The organism is Brevibacillus fluminis (assembly GCF_052072235.1).
GTDB classification, from domain to species: domain Bacteria; phylum Bacillota; class Bacilli; order Brevibacillales; family Brevibacillaceae; genus Brevibacillus_D; species Brevibacillus_D fluminis_A.
This window is the reverse complement of record NZ_CM125436.1, coordinates 2,698,069-2,712,483: the sequence shown is the minus strand read 5'-3', so window position 1 is coordinate 2,712,483 and position 14,415 is coordinate 2,698,069. Positions and strand designations below refer to the sequence as shown.

Genomic DNA, 14,415 nt, shown 5'->3' with positions numbered 1-14,415 from the left:
GTTTTCATCCAGAAAACAAAAATGCTTCTCGAAATGGAGAAGCATTTGCCTTATTTCAGTTCGTCTGGACCGGACGCTGGAAGCGGTCAACCATCAGCAGATCATGCAGCTGCGTTTTATCCGCGCCCAAAATTTGACCGCACTCTTGCAAGGTAATCAACCCGCGCCGGTACGCTTCGATGACTTTTTGTTTATCCAATGAAAAACCCCCCTTGAAGACTTGGCGAGCCCATTCGCAAGCGAGCCGCTTCCACTCTATAAAAAAATGTCTCGGTCTTCTTATTTTTGGAAAGTTCTTGGAGGTATATACTTCCGCGCATTGGATTTACTCGATTTTTCGGTAAAAAAATGTATCTTCCACCTCAAATTGATACTGCTGCGGCTGAAAAATCTGCTCGGTGCTGCCAACGAACAGGACGCCGCCCGGCTTGAGGGCTCGGCTGAACTTGTGGTACAGCTCATGCTTCGCCTCTTCTGTAAAGTATATCATCACATTTCGGCAAATGATCAAGTCAAATCCGCTATCAAATGGCTCCGCCAGCAAGTTGTGCTTTTTGAACTGGATCGGATTTTTCACCTCATCGGCGATCCGATAGCTGAGCGAATCTTTGACAAAGTATTTGCCGAGCAAATCTTTCGGGCAGTCTTGCAAGGATCGATCCGTATAAACCCCTTGCTTGGCTTTGATCAGTGCCCCTTCATCAATATCGGAAGCGATGACCGTCGCCTCCCGCAATAGCTGATTGCGCAGCAAAATGAGCGCAAGCGTGTATGGTTCCTCGCCTGTCGAGCACGCAGCACTCCAGCATTTCAGGCGGCGCGACGTTTTGGAAAGACGCGGCAAAATTTTCTTCTCCAGCACGTCCCATCGGCTCGGATTGCGGAAAAATTCGGAGACATTGATCGTCATCCGATCCAGAAACTCATAAAACAGTTCTTTGTCTTTTGCAATGGCATCGAAATAGCTCGCAAAACTTTGATAGCCTCGTTTGAGACGGAGGGATGTGAGGCGGCGCTTCATTTGCGCCTCCTTGTACAAAGCGAGGTCGATACCTGTTTTTTGTTTGACACTAGCAATAAATTGTAGAAAATCTCGATCTTCCATCCAGTTACTTGCTCCCCCCAGCATTCATTCCATATCCTGTAGATGCGATTTCGCCTCTCATCGTCATTTCTCCTGCCATTTTGACAAAAAAAGACTCCCGGAATGGGAGTCTTTGTCGATATATTGAACGATTGATTAGATCCAGCGTTGGATTGTTTTCTCGAAGGAAACAAGCTCATCTTGACCAAACCACAGGCCGATTTCACGCTCAGCGCTTTCTGGGGAGTCGGAACCGTGGATGATGTTCATACCTACGGAAACAGCGAAATCGCCACGGATGGTGCCAGGAGCTGCGTCAACTGGGTTTGTTTTACCCATCATGTTGCGAGCGGTTGCGATGACGTTGTTACCTTGCCATACCATTGCGAATACAGGGCCGGACGTGATGAAGTCTACCAGTTCGCCAAAGAAAGGACGCTCTTTGTGCTCTGCATAGTGTTGTTCAGCCAGCTCGCGGCTTACGCTCATCAGTTTGCCGCCAACCAGTGTGAAGCCTTTTTTCTCGAAGCGAGCAACGATTTCGCCAATCAGATTGCGTTGTACACCGTCAGGTTTAATCATGATAAATGTTTTTTCCATTTGTGTAGCCTCCGTCTTGCATATGTATTTTTTGCGAATAACGCCAACGTGAATTGTATCAAAACTGGCGCTGCCAAGCAACCCTTAGAATTTTCGGCCAATGATGTAATGTCCGATCTCAAGCAAAGACTTTTTCGTTTTGCCCGCCGGCAATGGCTCCAACTGTTCGCAGGCACGCGCAATGTAGCGTTCAGCCAACTGGTTGGCATAAGCGATGCCTTCCCCTTTGCGGATGAGGTTGATCGCCTCGTCCATGTGATCGGTCAGCGTATTGTCGCGAATCCAGGCCTGAAGCTGCTCCCGGTCTTTCCCGACCGAAATGCTGTAGAGTGTCGGTAGTGTAACATTGCCTTGGCGCAGGTCGCTTCCCGCAGGTTTGCCCAGCTGTTTTTCCGTCCCGGTGAAATCGAGAATATCATCGGTAATCTGGAATGCCATGCCCACATTATAGCCGTACAAAAACATGCGGCGCACAATATCAGGCGACGCATCCGAGGCGACAGCGCCCAGCTGGCAGGAAATCGCGATCAGCAACGCCGTCTTCCGCTTGATCCGGCGCAAATAGTTTTTCAGCCCTTGATCGAAATTGAACAAGTCGCGAACCTGCTCGATCTCGCCTTTGCACATTTCATTGATCGCCTTGGCCAAAATCTGGTGGATCTGCGGGTTGGTCAGCTCGGACGCGATTTGCAGCGCTTTGGCAAAAATATAGTCGCCCGCATACATCGCAACCTTGTTGTCCCATTTTGCCCGGACCGTCTGGCTGCCGCGGCGCGTCATCGAGTCATCGACCACGTCATCATGCACCAACGTCGCCATGTGGATCAGCTCAAGCGGTACCGCGACGCGTTTGAGCTTTTCCAGGTCGTAGTTTCCCCACTTGCCGCCGAGGAGCACAAAAACAGGGCGAATCCGCTTGCCCCCTGCCTTCAAGAGATGGGTCGACGATTTGTACATCTCGTCGTACGACGTATCGATCGCACGCTCCAGCTCTTTTTCAATATATTGCACATCACCTTTTAATTGGAGATAGATATCAACAAGGTTCATTCATCCACACCTAATTCGTTATCGTCGTTTTCGAATGGGCAGTACCGTCCCATAGCGTCACTTTTACCGGTGAAGGCAAAAGCCCCATTTCGTATGCACATTGAAAATAATGTTCCAACCCTTTGCGGTCCTGCTCCGTGAAATGGTAGGACAAGCCGCGGAAGTAAACGTCCCAACCTTCAGCATCGCCGCCGTATCGCGCGATCGCCCCTGCAATCAGACGATCGAACTGCTCCAGGCTTTTCGTTTTGCTGGCCAAAAAAGCAGCGTGCACATCCGCAAGCAGCGCGGCGTTTTCCTCGATCGCCGCCTTGCGCACCGCCCAGACAGCAAACGTCATCGGGTATCCGGTCTCGTTTTTCCACAGTTCCGCCAGATCATATACATGGTACTCTTTGTGGTTGCGGTATGCAAGCAAGGCGTCATCCCCGATCAATAAACAGGCATCTGCATGCTGCATCATCGTCTGCAAATCCGGCTCTTCGGTCTTGTAGCTGACCTGTAGGCCCAAAAACTTTTGCAAGATGATTTTCAGCAGATTGACGGACGTCGCAGACGTATTGGTGAGCGAAACCGTCGCGCCGTCCAGTTCTTCGATCGGACGCTTGCTGAACAAATAGATGGAGCGCACTTTCCCGTCTGCCGTTACCGAAAGGCCCGGCAACGCGAAATAATCGTCAGCATGCTCGCCATAGCTGAACGACGAGATGGGGCCGACATCAATGTTGCCTGCGGCCATCTCGCGGTTTAGCTGGGCTGGAACTTGCTGAAAAAAATCGATGCGGTCGCAAAACCGTTCCTGGTCAAAAAACAGATAGACAGGCAGCGTGTTGCTGTAGGAAATCTGGCCGATGCGCAAGTGCTTTTTCATCGCGCATTACTCCCCCCAACGTCGGAACAAACTGTGCGGAATATCAAGAGCATCCAGGGTTTTGCCGACGACAAAGTTCACGATGTCATCCAGCGTCTTCGGCTTTTGATAGAAGCCTGGCATTGCCGGCAAAATTTTCACGCCCAATTGACTGAGCGTCAGCATGTTTTGCAGATGAATCGCGTTCAAGGGCGTCTCGCGGGGAACGAGCACCAGCTTGCGCCCTTCCTTGATGCAGACGTCCGCCACCCGTTCCAGCAGATTGCCAGAGGCGCCATGGGCAACGCCGGACAGCGTCCCCATCGAACACGGGACGATCACCATGCCGTCGCCGCGATGGGAACCGCTCGCCGTCGGACAGGAAAAATCACGCAGCGTCCAGTAATGCAAGCGCCCCGGGCGATCGCCCTGAAACGTCTGCGCGATCAGCCGCTCCCGATCGGACGTATCCAGCTCAAGCTCATCGTGAAACACTTGCCAGCCTGCTTCCGTAATGATGAGATGCACGGTGTGTCCGGCGGCCAACAGCTCCTGCACAAGCCGGACGCCATAGATCGCCCCGCTCGCCCCCGTAATCCCCACTGTCAAATTTTTCACCGGACCGGTCATGAAATCACCCGATCGATCATCGTGAATACAAACATGACACAGCTCAAAATGCCGTTCATCGGGAAAAAGGCGATGTTGACTTTGGACAGATCGTTCGGTTTGACCAAGCGGTGCTCGTAAATCAAAATCAAGGCAGAAATGATCACGCCCACCAGGAACCAAACGGAAAGCGATGCCATCAAATAAAACGTGAACAAGCCGATGACGGTAATCGCGTGGCATACGCGGGCAATCATCAAGGCTCTGGAAATGCCGAAACGACTCGGTACCGAATGCAGGCCCGCGTTTTTATCGAACTCGAAATCTTGGCACGCATACACGATATCAAAGCCGGTCGTCCAAAGCGCAACCGAGATGAACAGCACGATCGCAGCCGAATCGACCTGGCCCGTCGTACCGATCCACCCGCCGAGCGGCCCGAACCCGATCGCAATCCCGAGGACAAAATGGCACAGCCATGTGAAACGTTTCGTATACGAGTATAGAATGAGAACAAAAACGGCCAACGGCAACAATTCCATCGCCAGCCTGTTTAATTGCGAGGCTGCGATAAACAGCAAAACAAACGATACGACAATAAAAAGGACCACTGCCTTCACCGAAATCAATCCGGCCGGAATCGCGCGCATCGCCGTCCGGGGATTTCTCCCGTCAATGTAGCGGTCAATCAAGCGGTTCAGCGACATGGCTGCTGAACGTGCCCCTACCATCGCTACCGTCACCCAAAGAATTTCCCACCAGGTCGGCCACGTGCCTTCCACGACCAGATTCCCGAGGACCGCGCCCATAAACGCAAACGGCAACGCAAAGAGCGTATGCTCAAATTTGATCATTTCGAATAGGATCTTCACTTTGTTTATCATGCTTTGCACTTCCGTTCTGTCATAACCATTCTCGTCTGGTTCTTAAGATTTTGTACCGATGTGCAGCGCCGCAACGCCGCCCATGAAAAGCTTGACCTGCACAGGTTGCAAACCGGCAGTCTGAAACATTTCGGCCAATTTCTTGCTGTCTGGGAAATTGGTCAACGACTGTGGAAGCCACGCGTACTCCTGGTATTTGTTTACCGTCAGTTTCGCGATCTGCGGCAAAATCTTGTAAAAATAAAAGTAAAAGAGCTTGCGGTACGGAATAAACGGCGGCTTGGACACTTCAAGGGACACGACTTTTCCACCCGGCTTGACCACTCGCGTCATTTCATTCAGCACGCGCTGAATGTCCGGAACGTTGCGCAGCGCAAAACCGATCGTCGCGTAATCAAATGTATTGTCGTCATACGGCAAATTCATCGCGTCCGCATTGACCAGCTCGATTCCTTCGTGAATCCCGCGCTGTTCGATTTTGTATGCGCCTACATCCAGCATGTTTTGGCTGAAATCGAGGCCGACCACCTTGCCGGTTTTGCCGACGGCATCCGCCAGGCTGATGGTCCAGTCGCATGTCCCGCACGCGATATCGATCGCTGCTTGTCCAGGCTGCACATTCAGCTGCTTCATTGTATAGTTGCGCCATGCCACATGGCTGCCGAAGCTGATCACATTGTTCATGCGATCGTATTCTTCCGCAATGCTTTCAAATACGGAATGGACAAATTCTGCTTTTTGCTTCATCTGTTCTTGATTCACAGGCACCTACAACTCCTCGACTAAGCGTTTCAACCGGCTTACGCGGTGCATGATGCGCGAGGTTACCCAGGAAACCGCCCGTTGATTTTCGATCGATTGGAAGCTGCGCACCATTTGCTCGCATACACCAAGCCATTCCATCGCCTTTGCCTCGACCGATGTCAGCACTTGTGCCACAGGCGAATCGCTTTTTGGTGTCAAGTAGCGGGAAAAGCCAAACGGAAGCCGTTGGCCCCATTGCAGCTGCTCCCATTCGCCAACCATGCCTTCCACTGCTGACGTCTGTTCAAACAAAGACTTCCAAAACTTCTCCACCGACGCATCGATGGAAAAATGCTCGACAAAGCGGATGTAAAGCGCCGTATCAATCGTTTTCCGCAGGGACACATAGCTTTCCCATGTCAATTGATTTGATTTTTCGAGCAGGTAGAGCCGCATCTTCGCCTCGTTCACCACTTGAATCGATTCTGATAAAATGCGGATCGCCATAACTTCCCCTGCTTTCGCCAACAGATGGTAGTAATGGCTGCTGAACAAATCGCCTGCCAGCACCGTCAATTGACGGTTGCGATCTGCCGTCTCGCCCGCTTCGTAATGCGTTTTCACCGTTTCATGGGTATCGAGACCAAGCTGCATCAGACCGGTCGCCGTGCACAATGTTTTCGCGCGCTCCGAACCAAGTCCCGCATCGCATAAAAAAACAAACAGAAGGGCAAGCCGATTTTCCGCCAGTCCGGGATAATCGACATACTCCTTCAAAAACGGAACCGATGCAAGCCGGCCGATCCGCTCATTAATTTCCTGCATGTCTTCCGCTAAAGAGAGTGCATACGTGCTCATGAAGCTCCTCCAAACTGAAAAGGCTTCTCCTTGAAGCCTTTGACCTAAGCTGTTACTGCTTTCCATTCATCAAGTTCCAGTATAGCATACAAATCAATCAGGGACTAATGTTCTCATGAAAAAAGGGATCAATCCGTACCTGAAAACTGCTTTCCACATAACGCTTGATCGCGCTCAAATCGTTCGGATCAATCGGCTCGCTTTCTTGCAGCGGCCGTTTTGCGGAGATGGCGACCAGCAGCTTGGATGGCTGATCGACCGGTTCTTCCATCAACCGGAACTTCAGTTGCTGCACGTTTTTGGTCAAGGCCAGCGCCTGGTACACCAGCAAGTAAAAGTCGCGGTACGCTTGCTCGAGCAGCGCAGGCTGATTTTCTGAGACAATCAAATCGACATAAATCGACTGATCCTCCCACTTTACACGCTTAATATTATAATGAGTTGGCAGGAAAGTAAATAAATCTACCACATTTTGCTTCGTCAGGACAAGCGGCTGGTTTTGTCGAAAAGTAGGCACCGCGTTTGGGTCATTTGAACGGATCGAAGGCAAAAACGACAAGAGCATTGCCAGCAATGCAGACATCATCACGGCCGCCAGGAGATTGCGGGGCATAGACATCCCTCCCTCACTCCCATTCTACAAATAAAAAAGGCAGGCTATGCCTGCTCTTTTTTCATCACTTTTATTCGGTCGTATCGACTACGCCGTGGCGGGTGAGAATGACTGCTTTGCCGCGAACCTTTATGGCGGATGTATGCTCGGTAAACTGTGCCAGCATAACCTCGCCTTTGTCGAGCTTTTCTGTATGGTGGAAACGGGTATCCGTGCCTCTGGTCAGGCCAATCACATGAACGCCATTTTCTTTGGCTTTAATCACAAAAAAATCTTGGTTTGTTGCCATTTGATCCCCATCCTTATTGTGTTCCACAGCTTTTCCCCCTAACGGATTACCTTGTTTCATTCAAGCGGCCGGTGATTTTTGCTACATACTTCTGCGTTTCGAGCGGCAATTCATCGGCTTTGGCGTCAAAGTCGCGATCCGTAGCGATTCCCAGACGGTCGATCCGGCCTGGGCCAGCATTGTAAGCGGCTAATGCCACCTTAACGTTTCCATGATACTTTTGCAGCAATCCGCCGAGATATTTGGTCCCTCCCGTAATATTTTGCACGGGGTTGAATGAGTCATTCACATTCATCGAACGGGCCGTCGCGTCCATCAGCTGCATCAGCCCTTTCGCACCTGCGCCCGAGATGGCGTTCGGGTTGAAGTTCGATTCGGCGCGAATCACTTCCGAAACCAGGTTATCGTCGACGTGAAAGCGTGCAGCAATCCGTTTCACCGCATCCATAATCGCCGATTTGCCTGCCGGTGCTGACTGGCCAAACCCGCTTCCCATAGCGGAAGGCAGGCTGTCATCCGAAAACGTGGGAGACCCATCCAGGTCTGCCAGCACCTCCTCTGCGGAAATGACGCGTTGATATTTCGAAAGTTCGGTGTCCAACAGATCACTGAACATCTGGTCGGAGAAAGCTGCATCGCCGCTCGCGTTTTGCGCAAGATCCGGGCCGAGCGCATTCGCAGTTGTTCCGTTTATGCGTGCATATGTATTTGCAGGTAAAAAACGCAGGTCCATTTTCATCAGTCACCAGCCTGTCCGTCTACTCTACTTTTCATTATAGTGGAATCGCAGTACATCGCCAAGCTCTCTTTTCAAAGACACTTCAACCGCATCCAATAAAAAAGCACCTCCCCTGTACATAAGGACACAGGCGGAGATGCTGGTATCGTCGCAATCGTATGTAAATCGAAAATGGTCGGAATGCAGGGATTCGAACCCTGGACCTCACCCACCCCAAGGGTGCGCGCTACCGGGCTGCGCCACATCCCGACGAACAATTTCAGTATAGGTAATCTTTGCAAAAAAGTCAATATCCATCTGGAGGATTTTCGATGAGAGTGAAAAGAAAGGCACGTTTCTTTTTGTTCGAAAAAACGTACCCTCCTATCGTGCTCCCGTTTGGCGCTTAGTCCTTGATCAGGCTGAGCACTTCTGCACGCTGCGCCGTATCCGTCTCGAACAACCCTCTCGCTGCCGATGTGACGGTTTTGGCACCCGGCTTCTTCACGCCGCGCATGGTCATGCACATATGCTCCGCTTCAACGACCACCAGCACACCATGCGGCTGAAGCTTTTTCATGATGGCATCCGCCACGGTGGATGTGATGCGCTCCTGCAGCTGCGGACGACGCGAAACGGTTTCCACGGCGCGGGCGAGCTTGCTCAAACCTACGACACGGCCTCCCTTTGGAATATAGGCGACATGTGCTTTCCCAAAGAACGGCACCAGATGGTGTTCGCACATCGAGTAGAACGGAATATCTTTAACCAATACCAGTTCTTCATGATTTTCACTGAAGATGGTTTCAAAGTATTGCTCCTCATCCACTCGCAAGCCCTCAAAGGCTTCCGCATACATTTTCGCTACGCGTTTCGGCGTATCCAACAAGCCTTCGCGATCAGGGTCTTCGCCAACTGCTTCCAGAATCATCCGGACCGCTTGCTTAATCTTTTCATGATCTACACTCATGATTCTACCTCCCTAAACTCCCAGCCAAACAGCAAGACACTGCCTTCTCTTAGTAACCAAGCCCATCTTACCATAATGCTACAAAAAAAAGCAAAATTTTAGCGGTTGACCGAAAGTGAAAGAAAAAAGCGTCCGAATGAAATATTCGAACGCCTTTTTTGTATGTAGCCATTTCTGGTTTTTGTGTGAGAACTACAATTACTTGATGGAGTCCTTCAACTGCTTGCCAGGTTTGAACGCCGGGATCTTGCTGGAAGCAATTTCGATTTCTTCACCGGTTTGCGGGTTACGACCTTTACGAGCCGCACGCTCACGAACTTCGAAGTTACCGAAACCGATCAGTTGAACTTTGTCTCCTTCTTTCAGAGCCTCAGCAATCGCATCGAGAACGGCATCAACCGCTTTCGTTGCATCTTTCTTCGTCAGTTCGGTGGTTTCTGCAACCTTTGAGATCAATTCTGTTTTATTCATTTCTTGTTCACCTCCCCTCAAAGAAATGGTATATGGTATTACATGTGTTTACCGAAAAGTGTGTTCTTATACGCATTTCATGCGGTTTTTCGCGATCTGACAAGCTTATAGTAATACACCACTCATTCAAATTCAAGCATTTCATGGTGAAGAGGATGCAAAAAACGCAAAAAAGGACTCCGGTTCTGGAGCCTTTTTCGCGTAAGCACGATGTTTTTGGACGTTGGTCCTATAGGATGATTGCGATCAATCCGCCCGATCCTTCGTTGATGATCCGTCCCAATGTTTCCTGCAGCTTGTAGCGGGCGTTGTCCGGCATCATGGTGATTTTGGCCTGGATGCCTTCGCGCACGATCGAGTGGAGCGAACGGCCGAAAATATCGGAATTCCAGATCGCGAGCGGGTCTTTGTCGAAATCCTGCATCAAGTAGCGGACGAGTTCCTCGGACTGTTTCTCCGTACCGATGATCGGTGCGAACTCCGACTCTACATCCACACGGATCATGTGGATCGACGGCGCGGTTGCCTTCAGGCGAACCCCGAAACGCGGACCTTGGCGGATCATCTCCGGTTCATCCAGCGTCATTTCATGCAGCGACGGAGCGGCGATGCCGTAGCCTGTGGACCGCACCATGTGCAGCGCTTCCGCTACCTGGTCATACTCCCGCTTGGCATGGGCGAATTCTTGCATGATTTTGAGCAAATGGTCTTTTCCGCGAATCTCGACGCCCACGATTTCCATCAAAATGCGGTCGTACAAATCGTCTGGCGCGTACAAGTCGATCTCTGCGATCCCTTGCCCCATGTTCATTCCCGCTAATGCCGCCCTGTCGACGAATTCATATTCGGAGAACAAGCCGACGACGCGGTCCACATCGCGCAGACGACGTATATCTTTCACCGTGTCACGCACGGCTTCTTCATAATTTTGGCGAAGCCAGTGTCCATTTTCTAGTACCATGACCCAACTGGGCAGATTCACATTCACCTCATGAACCGGGAATTCAAACAACACTTCGCGCAGGAGCAACAGCACTTCCGATTCGGACATATGGTCCACCGAGAGCGCCACGACCGGCACATCGTATTTTTCCTGCAGCTCCAGTCGCAGCGCTTGCGCTTCATCCGAGCGTGGACGTGTCGAGTTAACCAGGATGACGAACGGTTTGCCCACTTCTTTCAGCTCGCTTACGACCCGCTCTTCGGCCTGAATGTACCCTTGGCGAGGAATTTCCGCAATGGAGCCGTCCGTTGTGACGACGATCCCGATGGTCGAATGCTCCTGAATCACTTTGCGCGTCCCAAGCTCTGCGGCTTCTTCGAACGGCACCGGCTCTTCATACCACGGAGTGTTCACCATCCGCGGGCCGTTTTCGTCTTCAAATCCTTTCGCACCTTGAACCGTATATCCGACGCAGTCAACGAGGCGAACGTTAATGCTCAAGCCCTCGGCAACATTGATTTGCACGGCTTGATTCGGCACGAATTTCGGCTCAGTGGTCATGATGGTTTTGCCTGACGCACTTTGCGGCAATTCGTCGGTTGCGCGGATTCTTTCGGCTTCGGACGAAATGTTCGGGATGACGACCTGCTCCATAAAACGCTTGATAAAGGTAGACTTACCTGTACGAACAGGTCCTACGACCCCGAGATAGATGTCGCCTCCCGTACGCTCTGCAATGTCTTTAAAGATGTCGATACGTTCCACCTTCGATGACCTCCTTCTGATTGTCTATTTTACTCTATGAGCTTTTTTTTGAATTATCCCTCTCTTGTGATAACGGGAGAGATTCTCGCACTAGAATCTTGGACAATAACAATATATGTGTGTACGAAAAAGATAGAACCGGAAAGAAAACAAAAAAACGATCCCTTGTGTAAAAAGGGATCGCATTGGCTTTGGGTTATTGCAATTTCAACAGTACAGGGTCGCCGTTTTCCATTGTGTAAGGAAACGATTTGACCGGAACGAACAGGGACTCGCGGGCCATGACGTAGCGCGGGTCCGTATCCTTTGGTACCTGCGCTTTCGTGCTGCGCAGGATGCTGGCGATATCGGATGCGTAGTCGATGCCCACCTCTCCTTTCTCGTTCATGATAAGCGGCAGGAACGTCTGGGAGACCAGGCTGTTCACCTGGACTTCCTTCATGCGGATGGCATCATAATCAATCGTGTAATAGCCATTGCCCAGCTCCTGTTTGGCAGGCAGCTTGTTTTCTTTGCCTACATAGCGGTTGACGGCCTGCTGCACATCCGCCACCTGGCTCACCATGCTGAGGTTGATCAAGCGTACGGTCGGCTTCGTTTCGACATCGATCAGAACATACATGTAAACGCCGCCTTTTTCAAACGCATTTGCAGGTACATCGGGTATGTATTTCGGCATCATTTTGGTGAAATCGATCTCATATTTCTCAAAAATCGGGGTATCCAGCTTCTTCGTCACGATCGGAAGCACGCCCGTTTCCTGGTGAAACTGGTCGATCGCCTTTTGCGTCGCTTCCAGATAAAACGTGCTCGGCACCTGATTTTCCGCTCGTCGTTCTTTCGGGTACATGCATCCCGACAACAGGATGGATACCAACATAAGCAGTAATGCTGGGGTTACAAATGCAGCTTTTTTGCGTGCGTTCAACGTCTGAATCCTCCTACAGCCACTCATTGTCTTCCTCGTCTTGCTGCCGCTTCAGCGCAGCAGCCACGATCGATTTTAATTTTGCTTCCGGGATGCGAACCGTACAATCCGCTCCCGTCGTCTGCGTCTGGCACGCAAGGCGCATGCCACAGGCAAGATCAGCTTCGCTCAGTTTGCGCTGCTCAAGCGCTGTGGGCGTGCTCACCGCACCGGCCTCTACAAATACTTTGCACATCAGGCAGGAGGCGTGGCCGCCGCAGCGCTGCGGGATGATGACACGCGCATTTCGCGCAGCCGCGATCAGCGTGAGCCCTGGACGAACTTTGATGCTCTTGCCACTCGGAAGAAAGGTCAGTTTCGCCACCACGTCGTCCCCCTCTAGTACGGTTTGTGCGCCAATTCGACTTTGCCAGGGGAGTGAATCCGGATTTGACATCCCAGCCGGAACCCTTCCTGCCGCTCCGCTTTACGCAACCGAAGCTTCTCCGCATCGGTGATGTCATTGAGAAATTCGGCACCAGCCAGCACCTTTGTCCGGCATTGCGCGCAAATCCCCCGTTCACAAGCGTGTCCCCACGGGATTTTTTGTTTTTTGGCCAGCTGGACGATCGGCTCGCCAATGGTTGCCTCCGTTTCATAGCGTCCTTGTCTCGTATGAAGAATAAGCTGATCCATGTTGCTCCTCCTTTACGCAAACACGACGATGAGAATCATGATAAAGGTGGAAAACAGCATGAGACCGGCCACGATTTTCAATACAAGGCTAATCACTGCTTTTTGCAATTTTCGGGCGTAGATCATCATGAAATTGCAAATGAACATAAAGGCCATGGCCAGGAACGAGATATACATTTTTGTCATGGGATCGATGGTCATCAGTCGCACAGCATCCTTTTCTCAATGTTTACAGACTTTATGGATAAGAGTCGTGTTCATTATAGCACATTTTATTGGGTAAGAACCTAGTTTCAACCAGCGGCATAGACTATCATAACGACTTGCCTATGGAGGGAAGACACGATGAAAGCAAACAAATGGCGCAACCCGTATGCGCCCTTGGGCAAGAAGCCCGTTTCGGCAACACAGGCTCGCATGAGTCAGCCTGCAGCCGCCGCCCCGCCGCCGCGCAAGCTCCCGCTGCTGCCGCTCCCGATCGATGTCCGCGCGTCTGTCATGCGCATGCGCAATAACATTAAAGGAATCAGCTCGACGATCCGCCAAATGGAAGAGACGATGGATACGCTGTATGGCGCTGTGGAGCTGTTCCAATCGATCGGACGGAAATCGACGGACCTACCTGAAGAACTCCAGCCGGCCAAATCCCGGAGAAAAAGGAGTACCGGCAGCGGAAGCACTGGAAACAGTGGAGCCAGCGCGCAAGCACCGCGCAAGCAAGCTGCCGAGTCACCGGAATCCGCTCCGGCGGAAGGCAACGGCCTTGAGAATTTGCTCGCCAACATCGACATCGGGCAAGTGCTCTCGCTGCTTCAATCTCCGCTCGTGCAAAGCCTGATCCAGCAAAATCTCACCACCGCTTCCACTGCGACAAAACGAAAAAAAGAGGGATAATCCCTCTTTTTTTCGTTTGACGTTACACTCAGATCAGCCATGTCCCTGTAGAGCCATGATTGTTCTTAGTCATACTGTATGTGGAATTTGCATACGGGTAACAGGCATATGCGCCCATTTCACTGAACAATCACTCACGACAGCAAATTCTTTAAGGAAGAAAGATCATTCGGATTGAATTTGTTTTCGCGGAAAAGCTGTATGATTTTTTCTTCCTTTTCCGGCGTAACGGGAGTGCCGCTGATCGCTGCCAATGTTTTGATCATTTGACGCAGCTTCGCTTCATCTTGAAATTCGCTTTTTTTCATACCGCTTGCAAGGTTTTTTAACTGGCTTTCATCCATGCCGCCCGGAAGTTTCCCCTGCAGTTTGTCAAACAGTTGACGCGTGATATTTTTCATGAACATCCTCCTCCTTAGAGCCCACACATTTCTTTCGTATCGTATGTAGGCATTGGGGGGAAGGTGAAA

Annotated in this window: 21 protein-coding genes and 1 tRNA gene; 1 reads left to right on the top strand and 21 read right to left on the bottom strand. The window is 51.1% G+C overall.

Annotated elements, in window-relative coordinates:
- Positions 1-55 precede the first annotated feature (55 nt).
- From ACTID9_RS13500 to ACTID9_RS13405, 20 genes are all read right to left on the bottom strand, one after another.
- Positions 56-199, bottom strand: coding sequence for a hypothetical protein (locus ACTID9_RS13500; protein ID WP_441071926.1), 144 nt, complete (start codon positions 197-199; stop codon positions 56-58).
- 126 nt (positions 200-325) lie between these two features.
- Positions 326-1,105 carry a CheR family methyltransferase gene (locus ACTID9_RS13495; protein WP_441071924.1) on the bottom strand — a complete coding sequence of 260 codons (780 nt, stop codon included), beginning with the start codon at positions 1,103-1,105 and terminating at the stop codon, positions 326-328.
- 135 nt (positions 1,106-1,240) lie between these two features.
- A complete protein-coding gene (ndk, locus tag ACTID9_RS13490) occupies positions 1,241-1,684 on the bottom strand; it encodes a nucleoside-diphosphate kinase (protein WP_441071923.1) in 444 nt (147 codons plus the stop codon).
- A gap of 84 nt (positions 1,685-1,768) precedes the next feature.
- Positions 1,769-2,734 carry a heptaprenyl diphosphate synthase component II gene (gene hepT, locus ACTID9_RS13485; RefSeq protein WP_441071921.1) on the bottom strand — a complete coding sequence of 322 codons (966 nt, stop codon included), beginning with the start codon at positions 2,732-2,734 and terminating at the stop codon, positions 1,769-1,771.
- 10 nt (positions 2,735-2,744) lie between these two features.
- The gene (locus ACTID9_RS13480; protein ID WP_441071919.1) at positions 2,745-3,605 is read right to left on the bottom strand and encodes a menaquinone biosynthetic enzyme MqnA/MqnD family protein; all 861 of its coding nucleotides are present in this window, start codon (positions 3,603-3,605) and stop codon (positions 2,745-2,747) included.
- 6 nt (positions 3,606-3,611) lie between these two features.
- Positions 3,612-4,214, bottom strand: coding sequence for a UbiX family flavin prenyltransferase (locus ACTID9_RS13475; RefSeq protein ID WP_441071917.1), 603 nt, complete (start codon positions 4,212-4,214; stop codon positions 3,612-3,614).
- On the bottom strand, positions 4,211-5,077 hold the full coding sequence (locus ACTID9_RS13470) for a UbiA-like polyprenyltransferase (protein WP_441071916.1): 867 nt from the start codon (positions 5,075-5,077) through the stop codon (positions 4,211-4,213). The genes ACTID9_RS13475 and ACTID9_RS13470 overlap by 4 nt, the downstream gene beginning before the upstream one ends.
- 42 nt (positions 5,078-5,119) lie before the next feature.
- Positions 5,120-5,839 carry a demethylmenaquinone methyltransferase gene (locus tag ACTID9_RS13465; RefSeq protein ID WP_441072589.1) on the bottom strand — a complete coding sequence of 240 codons (720 nt, stop codon included), beginning with the start codon at positions 5,837-5,839 and terminating at the stop codon, positions 5,120-5,122.
- A gap of 6 nt (positions 5,840-5,845) precedes the next feature.
- The gene (locus tag ACTID9_RS13460) at positions 5,846-6,679 is read right to left on the bottom strand and encodes a heptaprenyl diphosphate synthase component 1 (protein WP_441071915.1); all 834 of its coding nucleotides are present in this window, start codon (positions 6,677-6,679) and stop codon (positions 5,846-5,848) included.
- A 97-nt stretch (positions 6,680-6,776) separates the two neighbouring features.
- Positions 6,777-7,292 carry a hypothetical protein gene (locus tag ACTID9_RS13455; RefSeq protein ID WP_441071913.1) on the bottom strand — a complete coding sequence of 172 codons (516 nt, stop codon included), beginning with the start codon at positions 7,290-7,292 and terminating at the stop codon, positions 6,777-6,779.
- Positions 7,293-7,362: 70 nt separating this feature from the next.
- Positions 7,363-7,581, bottom strand: coding sequence for a trp RNA-binding attenuation protein MtrB (mtrB, locus tag ACTID9_RS13450; RefSeq protein ID WP_441071911.1), 219 nt, complete (start codon positions 7,579-7,581; stop codon positions 7,363-7,365).
- A 46-nt stretch (positions 7,582-7,627) separates the two neighbouring features.
- Positions 7,628-8,320 carry a lytic transglycosylase domain-containing protein gene (locus tag ACTID9_RS13445; RefSeq protein ID WP_441071909.1) on the bottom strand — a complete coding sequence of 231 codons (693 nt, stop codon included), beginning with the start codon at positions 8,318-8,320 and terminating at the stop codon, positions 7,628-7,630.
- Positions 8,321-8,492: 172 nt separating this feature from the next.
- A tRNA-Pro gene (locus ACTID9_RS13440) sits at positions 8,493-8,569 on the bottom strand.
- Between the two features lie 136 nt (positions 8,570-8,705).
- Complete coding sequence (folE, locus tag ACTID9_RS13435) at positions 8,706-9,272, bottom strand: GTP cyclohydrolase I FolE (protein WP_441072587.1); 567 nt, start codon at positions 9,270-9,272, stop codon at positions 8,706-8,708.
- Positions 9,273-9,467: 195 nt separating this feature from the next.
- On the bottom strand, positions 9,468-9,740 hold the full coding sequence (locus tag ACTID9_RS13430) for an HU family DNA-binding protein (protein WP_122920708.1): 273 nt from the start codon (positions 9,738-9,740) through the stop codon (positions 9,468-9,470).
- A gap of 229 nt (positions 9,741-9,969) precedes the next feature.
- The gene (gene spoIVA / locus ACTID9_RS13425) at positions 9,970-11,448 is read right to left on the bottom strand and encodes a stage IV sporulation protein A (protein ID WP_441071907.1); all 1,479 of its coding nucleotides are present in this window, start codon (positions 11,446-11,448) and stop codon (positions 9,970-9,972) included.
- Positions 11,449-11,644: 196 nt separating this feature from the next.
- Complete coding sequence (locus tag ACTID9_RS13420; protein WP_441072585.1) at positions 11,645-12,328, bottom strand: hypothetical protein; 684 nt, start codon at positions 12,326-12,328, stop codon at positions 11,645-11,647.
- Between the two features lie 61 nt (positions 12,329-12,389).
- Positions 12,390-12,740, bottom strand: coding sequence for a 2Fe-2S iron-sulfur cluster-binding protein (locus ACTID9_RS13415; protein WP_441071906.1), 351 nt, complete (start codon positions 12,738-12,740; stop codon positions 12,390-12,392).
- 14 nt (positions 12,741-12,754) lie between these two features.
- Positions 12,755-13,051, bottom strand: coding sequence for a 2Fe-2S iron-sulfur cluster-binding protein (locus ACTID9_RS13410; RefSeq protein WP_441071904.1), 297 nt, complete (start codon positions 13,049-13,051; stop codon positions 12,755-12,757).
- 12 nt (positions 13,052-13,063) lie between these two features.
- Positions 13,064-13,252, bottom strand: coding sequence for a DUF2768 family protein (locus tag ACTID9_RS13405; RefSeq protein WP_122920703.1), 189 nt, complete (start codon positions 13,250-13,252; stop codon positions 13,064-13,066).
- A 144-nt stretch (positions 13,253-13,396) separates the two neighbouring features.
- Between ACTID9_RS13405 and ACTID9_RS13400 the strand changes: the two genes are divergently transcribed.
- The gene (locus tag ACTID9_RS13400; RefSeq protein WP_441071902.1) at positions 13,397-13,945 is read left to right on the top strand and encodes a hypothetical protein; all 549 of its coding nucleotides are present in this window, start codon (positions 13,397-13,399) and stop codon (positions 13,943-13,945) included.
- A 134-nt stretch (positions 13,946-14,079) separates the two neighbouring features.
- Here ACTID9_RS13400 and ACTID9_RS13395 read toward each other — a convergent pair whose 3' ends face one another.
- Positions 14,080-14,346 carry a stage VI sporulation protein F gene (locus ACTID9_RS13395; RefSeq protein WP_441071900.1) on the bottom strand — a complete coding sequence of 89 codons (267 nt, stop codon included), beginning with the start codon at positions 14,344-14,346 and terminating at the stop codon, positions 14,080-14,082.
- Positions 14,347-14,415: the final 69 nt, after the last annotated feature.

Coding starts and splice junctions, on each gene's coding strand:
- ACTID9_RS13495 (WP_441071924.1), bottom strand. CDS start 1,105: ATGGAAGATCGAGATTTTCTACAATTTATTGCTAGTGTCAAACAAAAA.
- ndk (WP_441071923.1), bottom strand. CDS start 1,684: ATGGAAAAAACATTTATCATGATTAAACCTGACGGTGTACAACGCAAT.
- hepT (WP_441071921.1), bottom strand. CDS start 2,734: ATGAACCTTGTTGATATCTATCTCCAATTAAAAGGTGATGTGCAATAT.
- ACTID9_RS13480 (WP_441071919.1), bottom strand. CDS start 3,605: ATGAAAAAGCACTTGCGCATCGGCCAGATTTCCTACAGCAACACGCTG.
- ACTID9_RS13475 (WP_441071917.1), bottom strand. CDS start 4,214: ATGACCGGTCCGGTGAAAAATTTGACAGTGGGGATTACGGGGGCGAGC.
- ACTID9_RS13470 (WP_441071916.1), bottom strand. CDS start 5,077: ATGATAAACAAAGTGAAGATCCTATTCGAAATGATCAAATTTGAGCAT.
- ACTID9_RS13460 (WP_441071915.1), bottom strand. CDS start 6,679: ATGAGCACGTATGCACTCTCTTTAGCGGAAGACATGCAGGAAATTAAT.
- ACTID9_RS13455 (WP_441071913.1), bottom strand. CDS start 7,292: ATGCCCCGCAATCTCCTGGCGGCCGTGATGATGTCTGCATTGCTGGCA.
- mtrB (WP_441071911.1), bottom strand. CDS start 7,581: ATGGCAACAAACCAAGATTTTTTTGTGATTAAAGCCAAAGAAAATGGC.
- ACTID9_RS13445 (WP_441071909.1), bottom strand. CDS start 8,320: ATGAAAATGGACCTGCGTTTTTTACCTGCAAATACATATGCACGCATA.
- ACTID9_RS13430 (WP_122920708.1), bottom strand. CDS start 9,740: ATGAATAAAACAGAATTGATCTCAAAGGTTGCAGAAACCACCGAACTG.
- ACTID9_RS13420 (WP_441072585.1), bottom strand. CDS start 12,328: ATGTTGGTATCCATCCTGTTGTCGGGATGCATGTACCCGAAAGAACGA.
- ACTID9_RS13410 (WP_441071904.1), bottom strand. CDS start 13,051: ATGGATCAGCTTATTCTTCATACGAGACAAGGACGCTATGAAACGGAG.
- ACTID9_RS13405 (WP_122920703.1), bottom strand. CDS start 13,252: ATGACCATCGATCCCATGACAAAAATGTATATCTCGTTCCTGGCCATG.
- ACTID9_RS13400 (WP_441071902.1), top strand. CDS start 13,397: ATGAAAGCAAACAAATGGCGCAACCCGTATGCGCCCTTGGGCAAGAAG.
- ACTID9_RS13395 (WP_441071900.1), bottom strand. CDS start 14,346: ATGAAAAATATCACGCGTCAACTGTTTGACAAACTGCAGGGGAAACTT.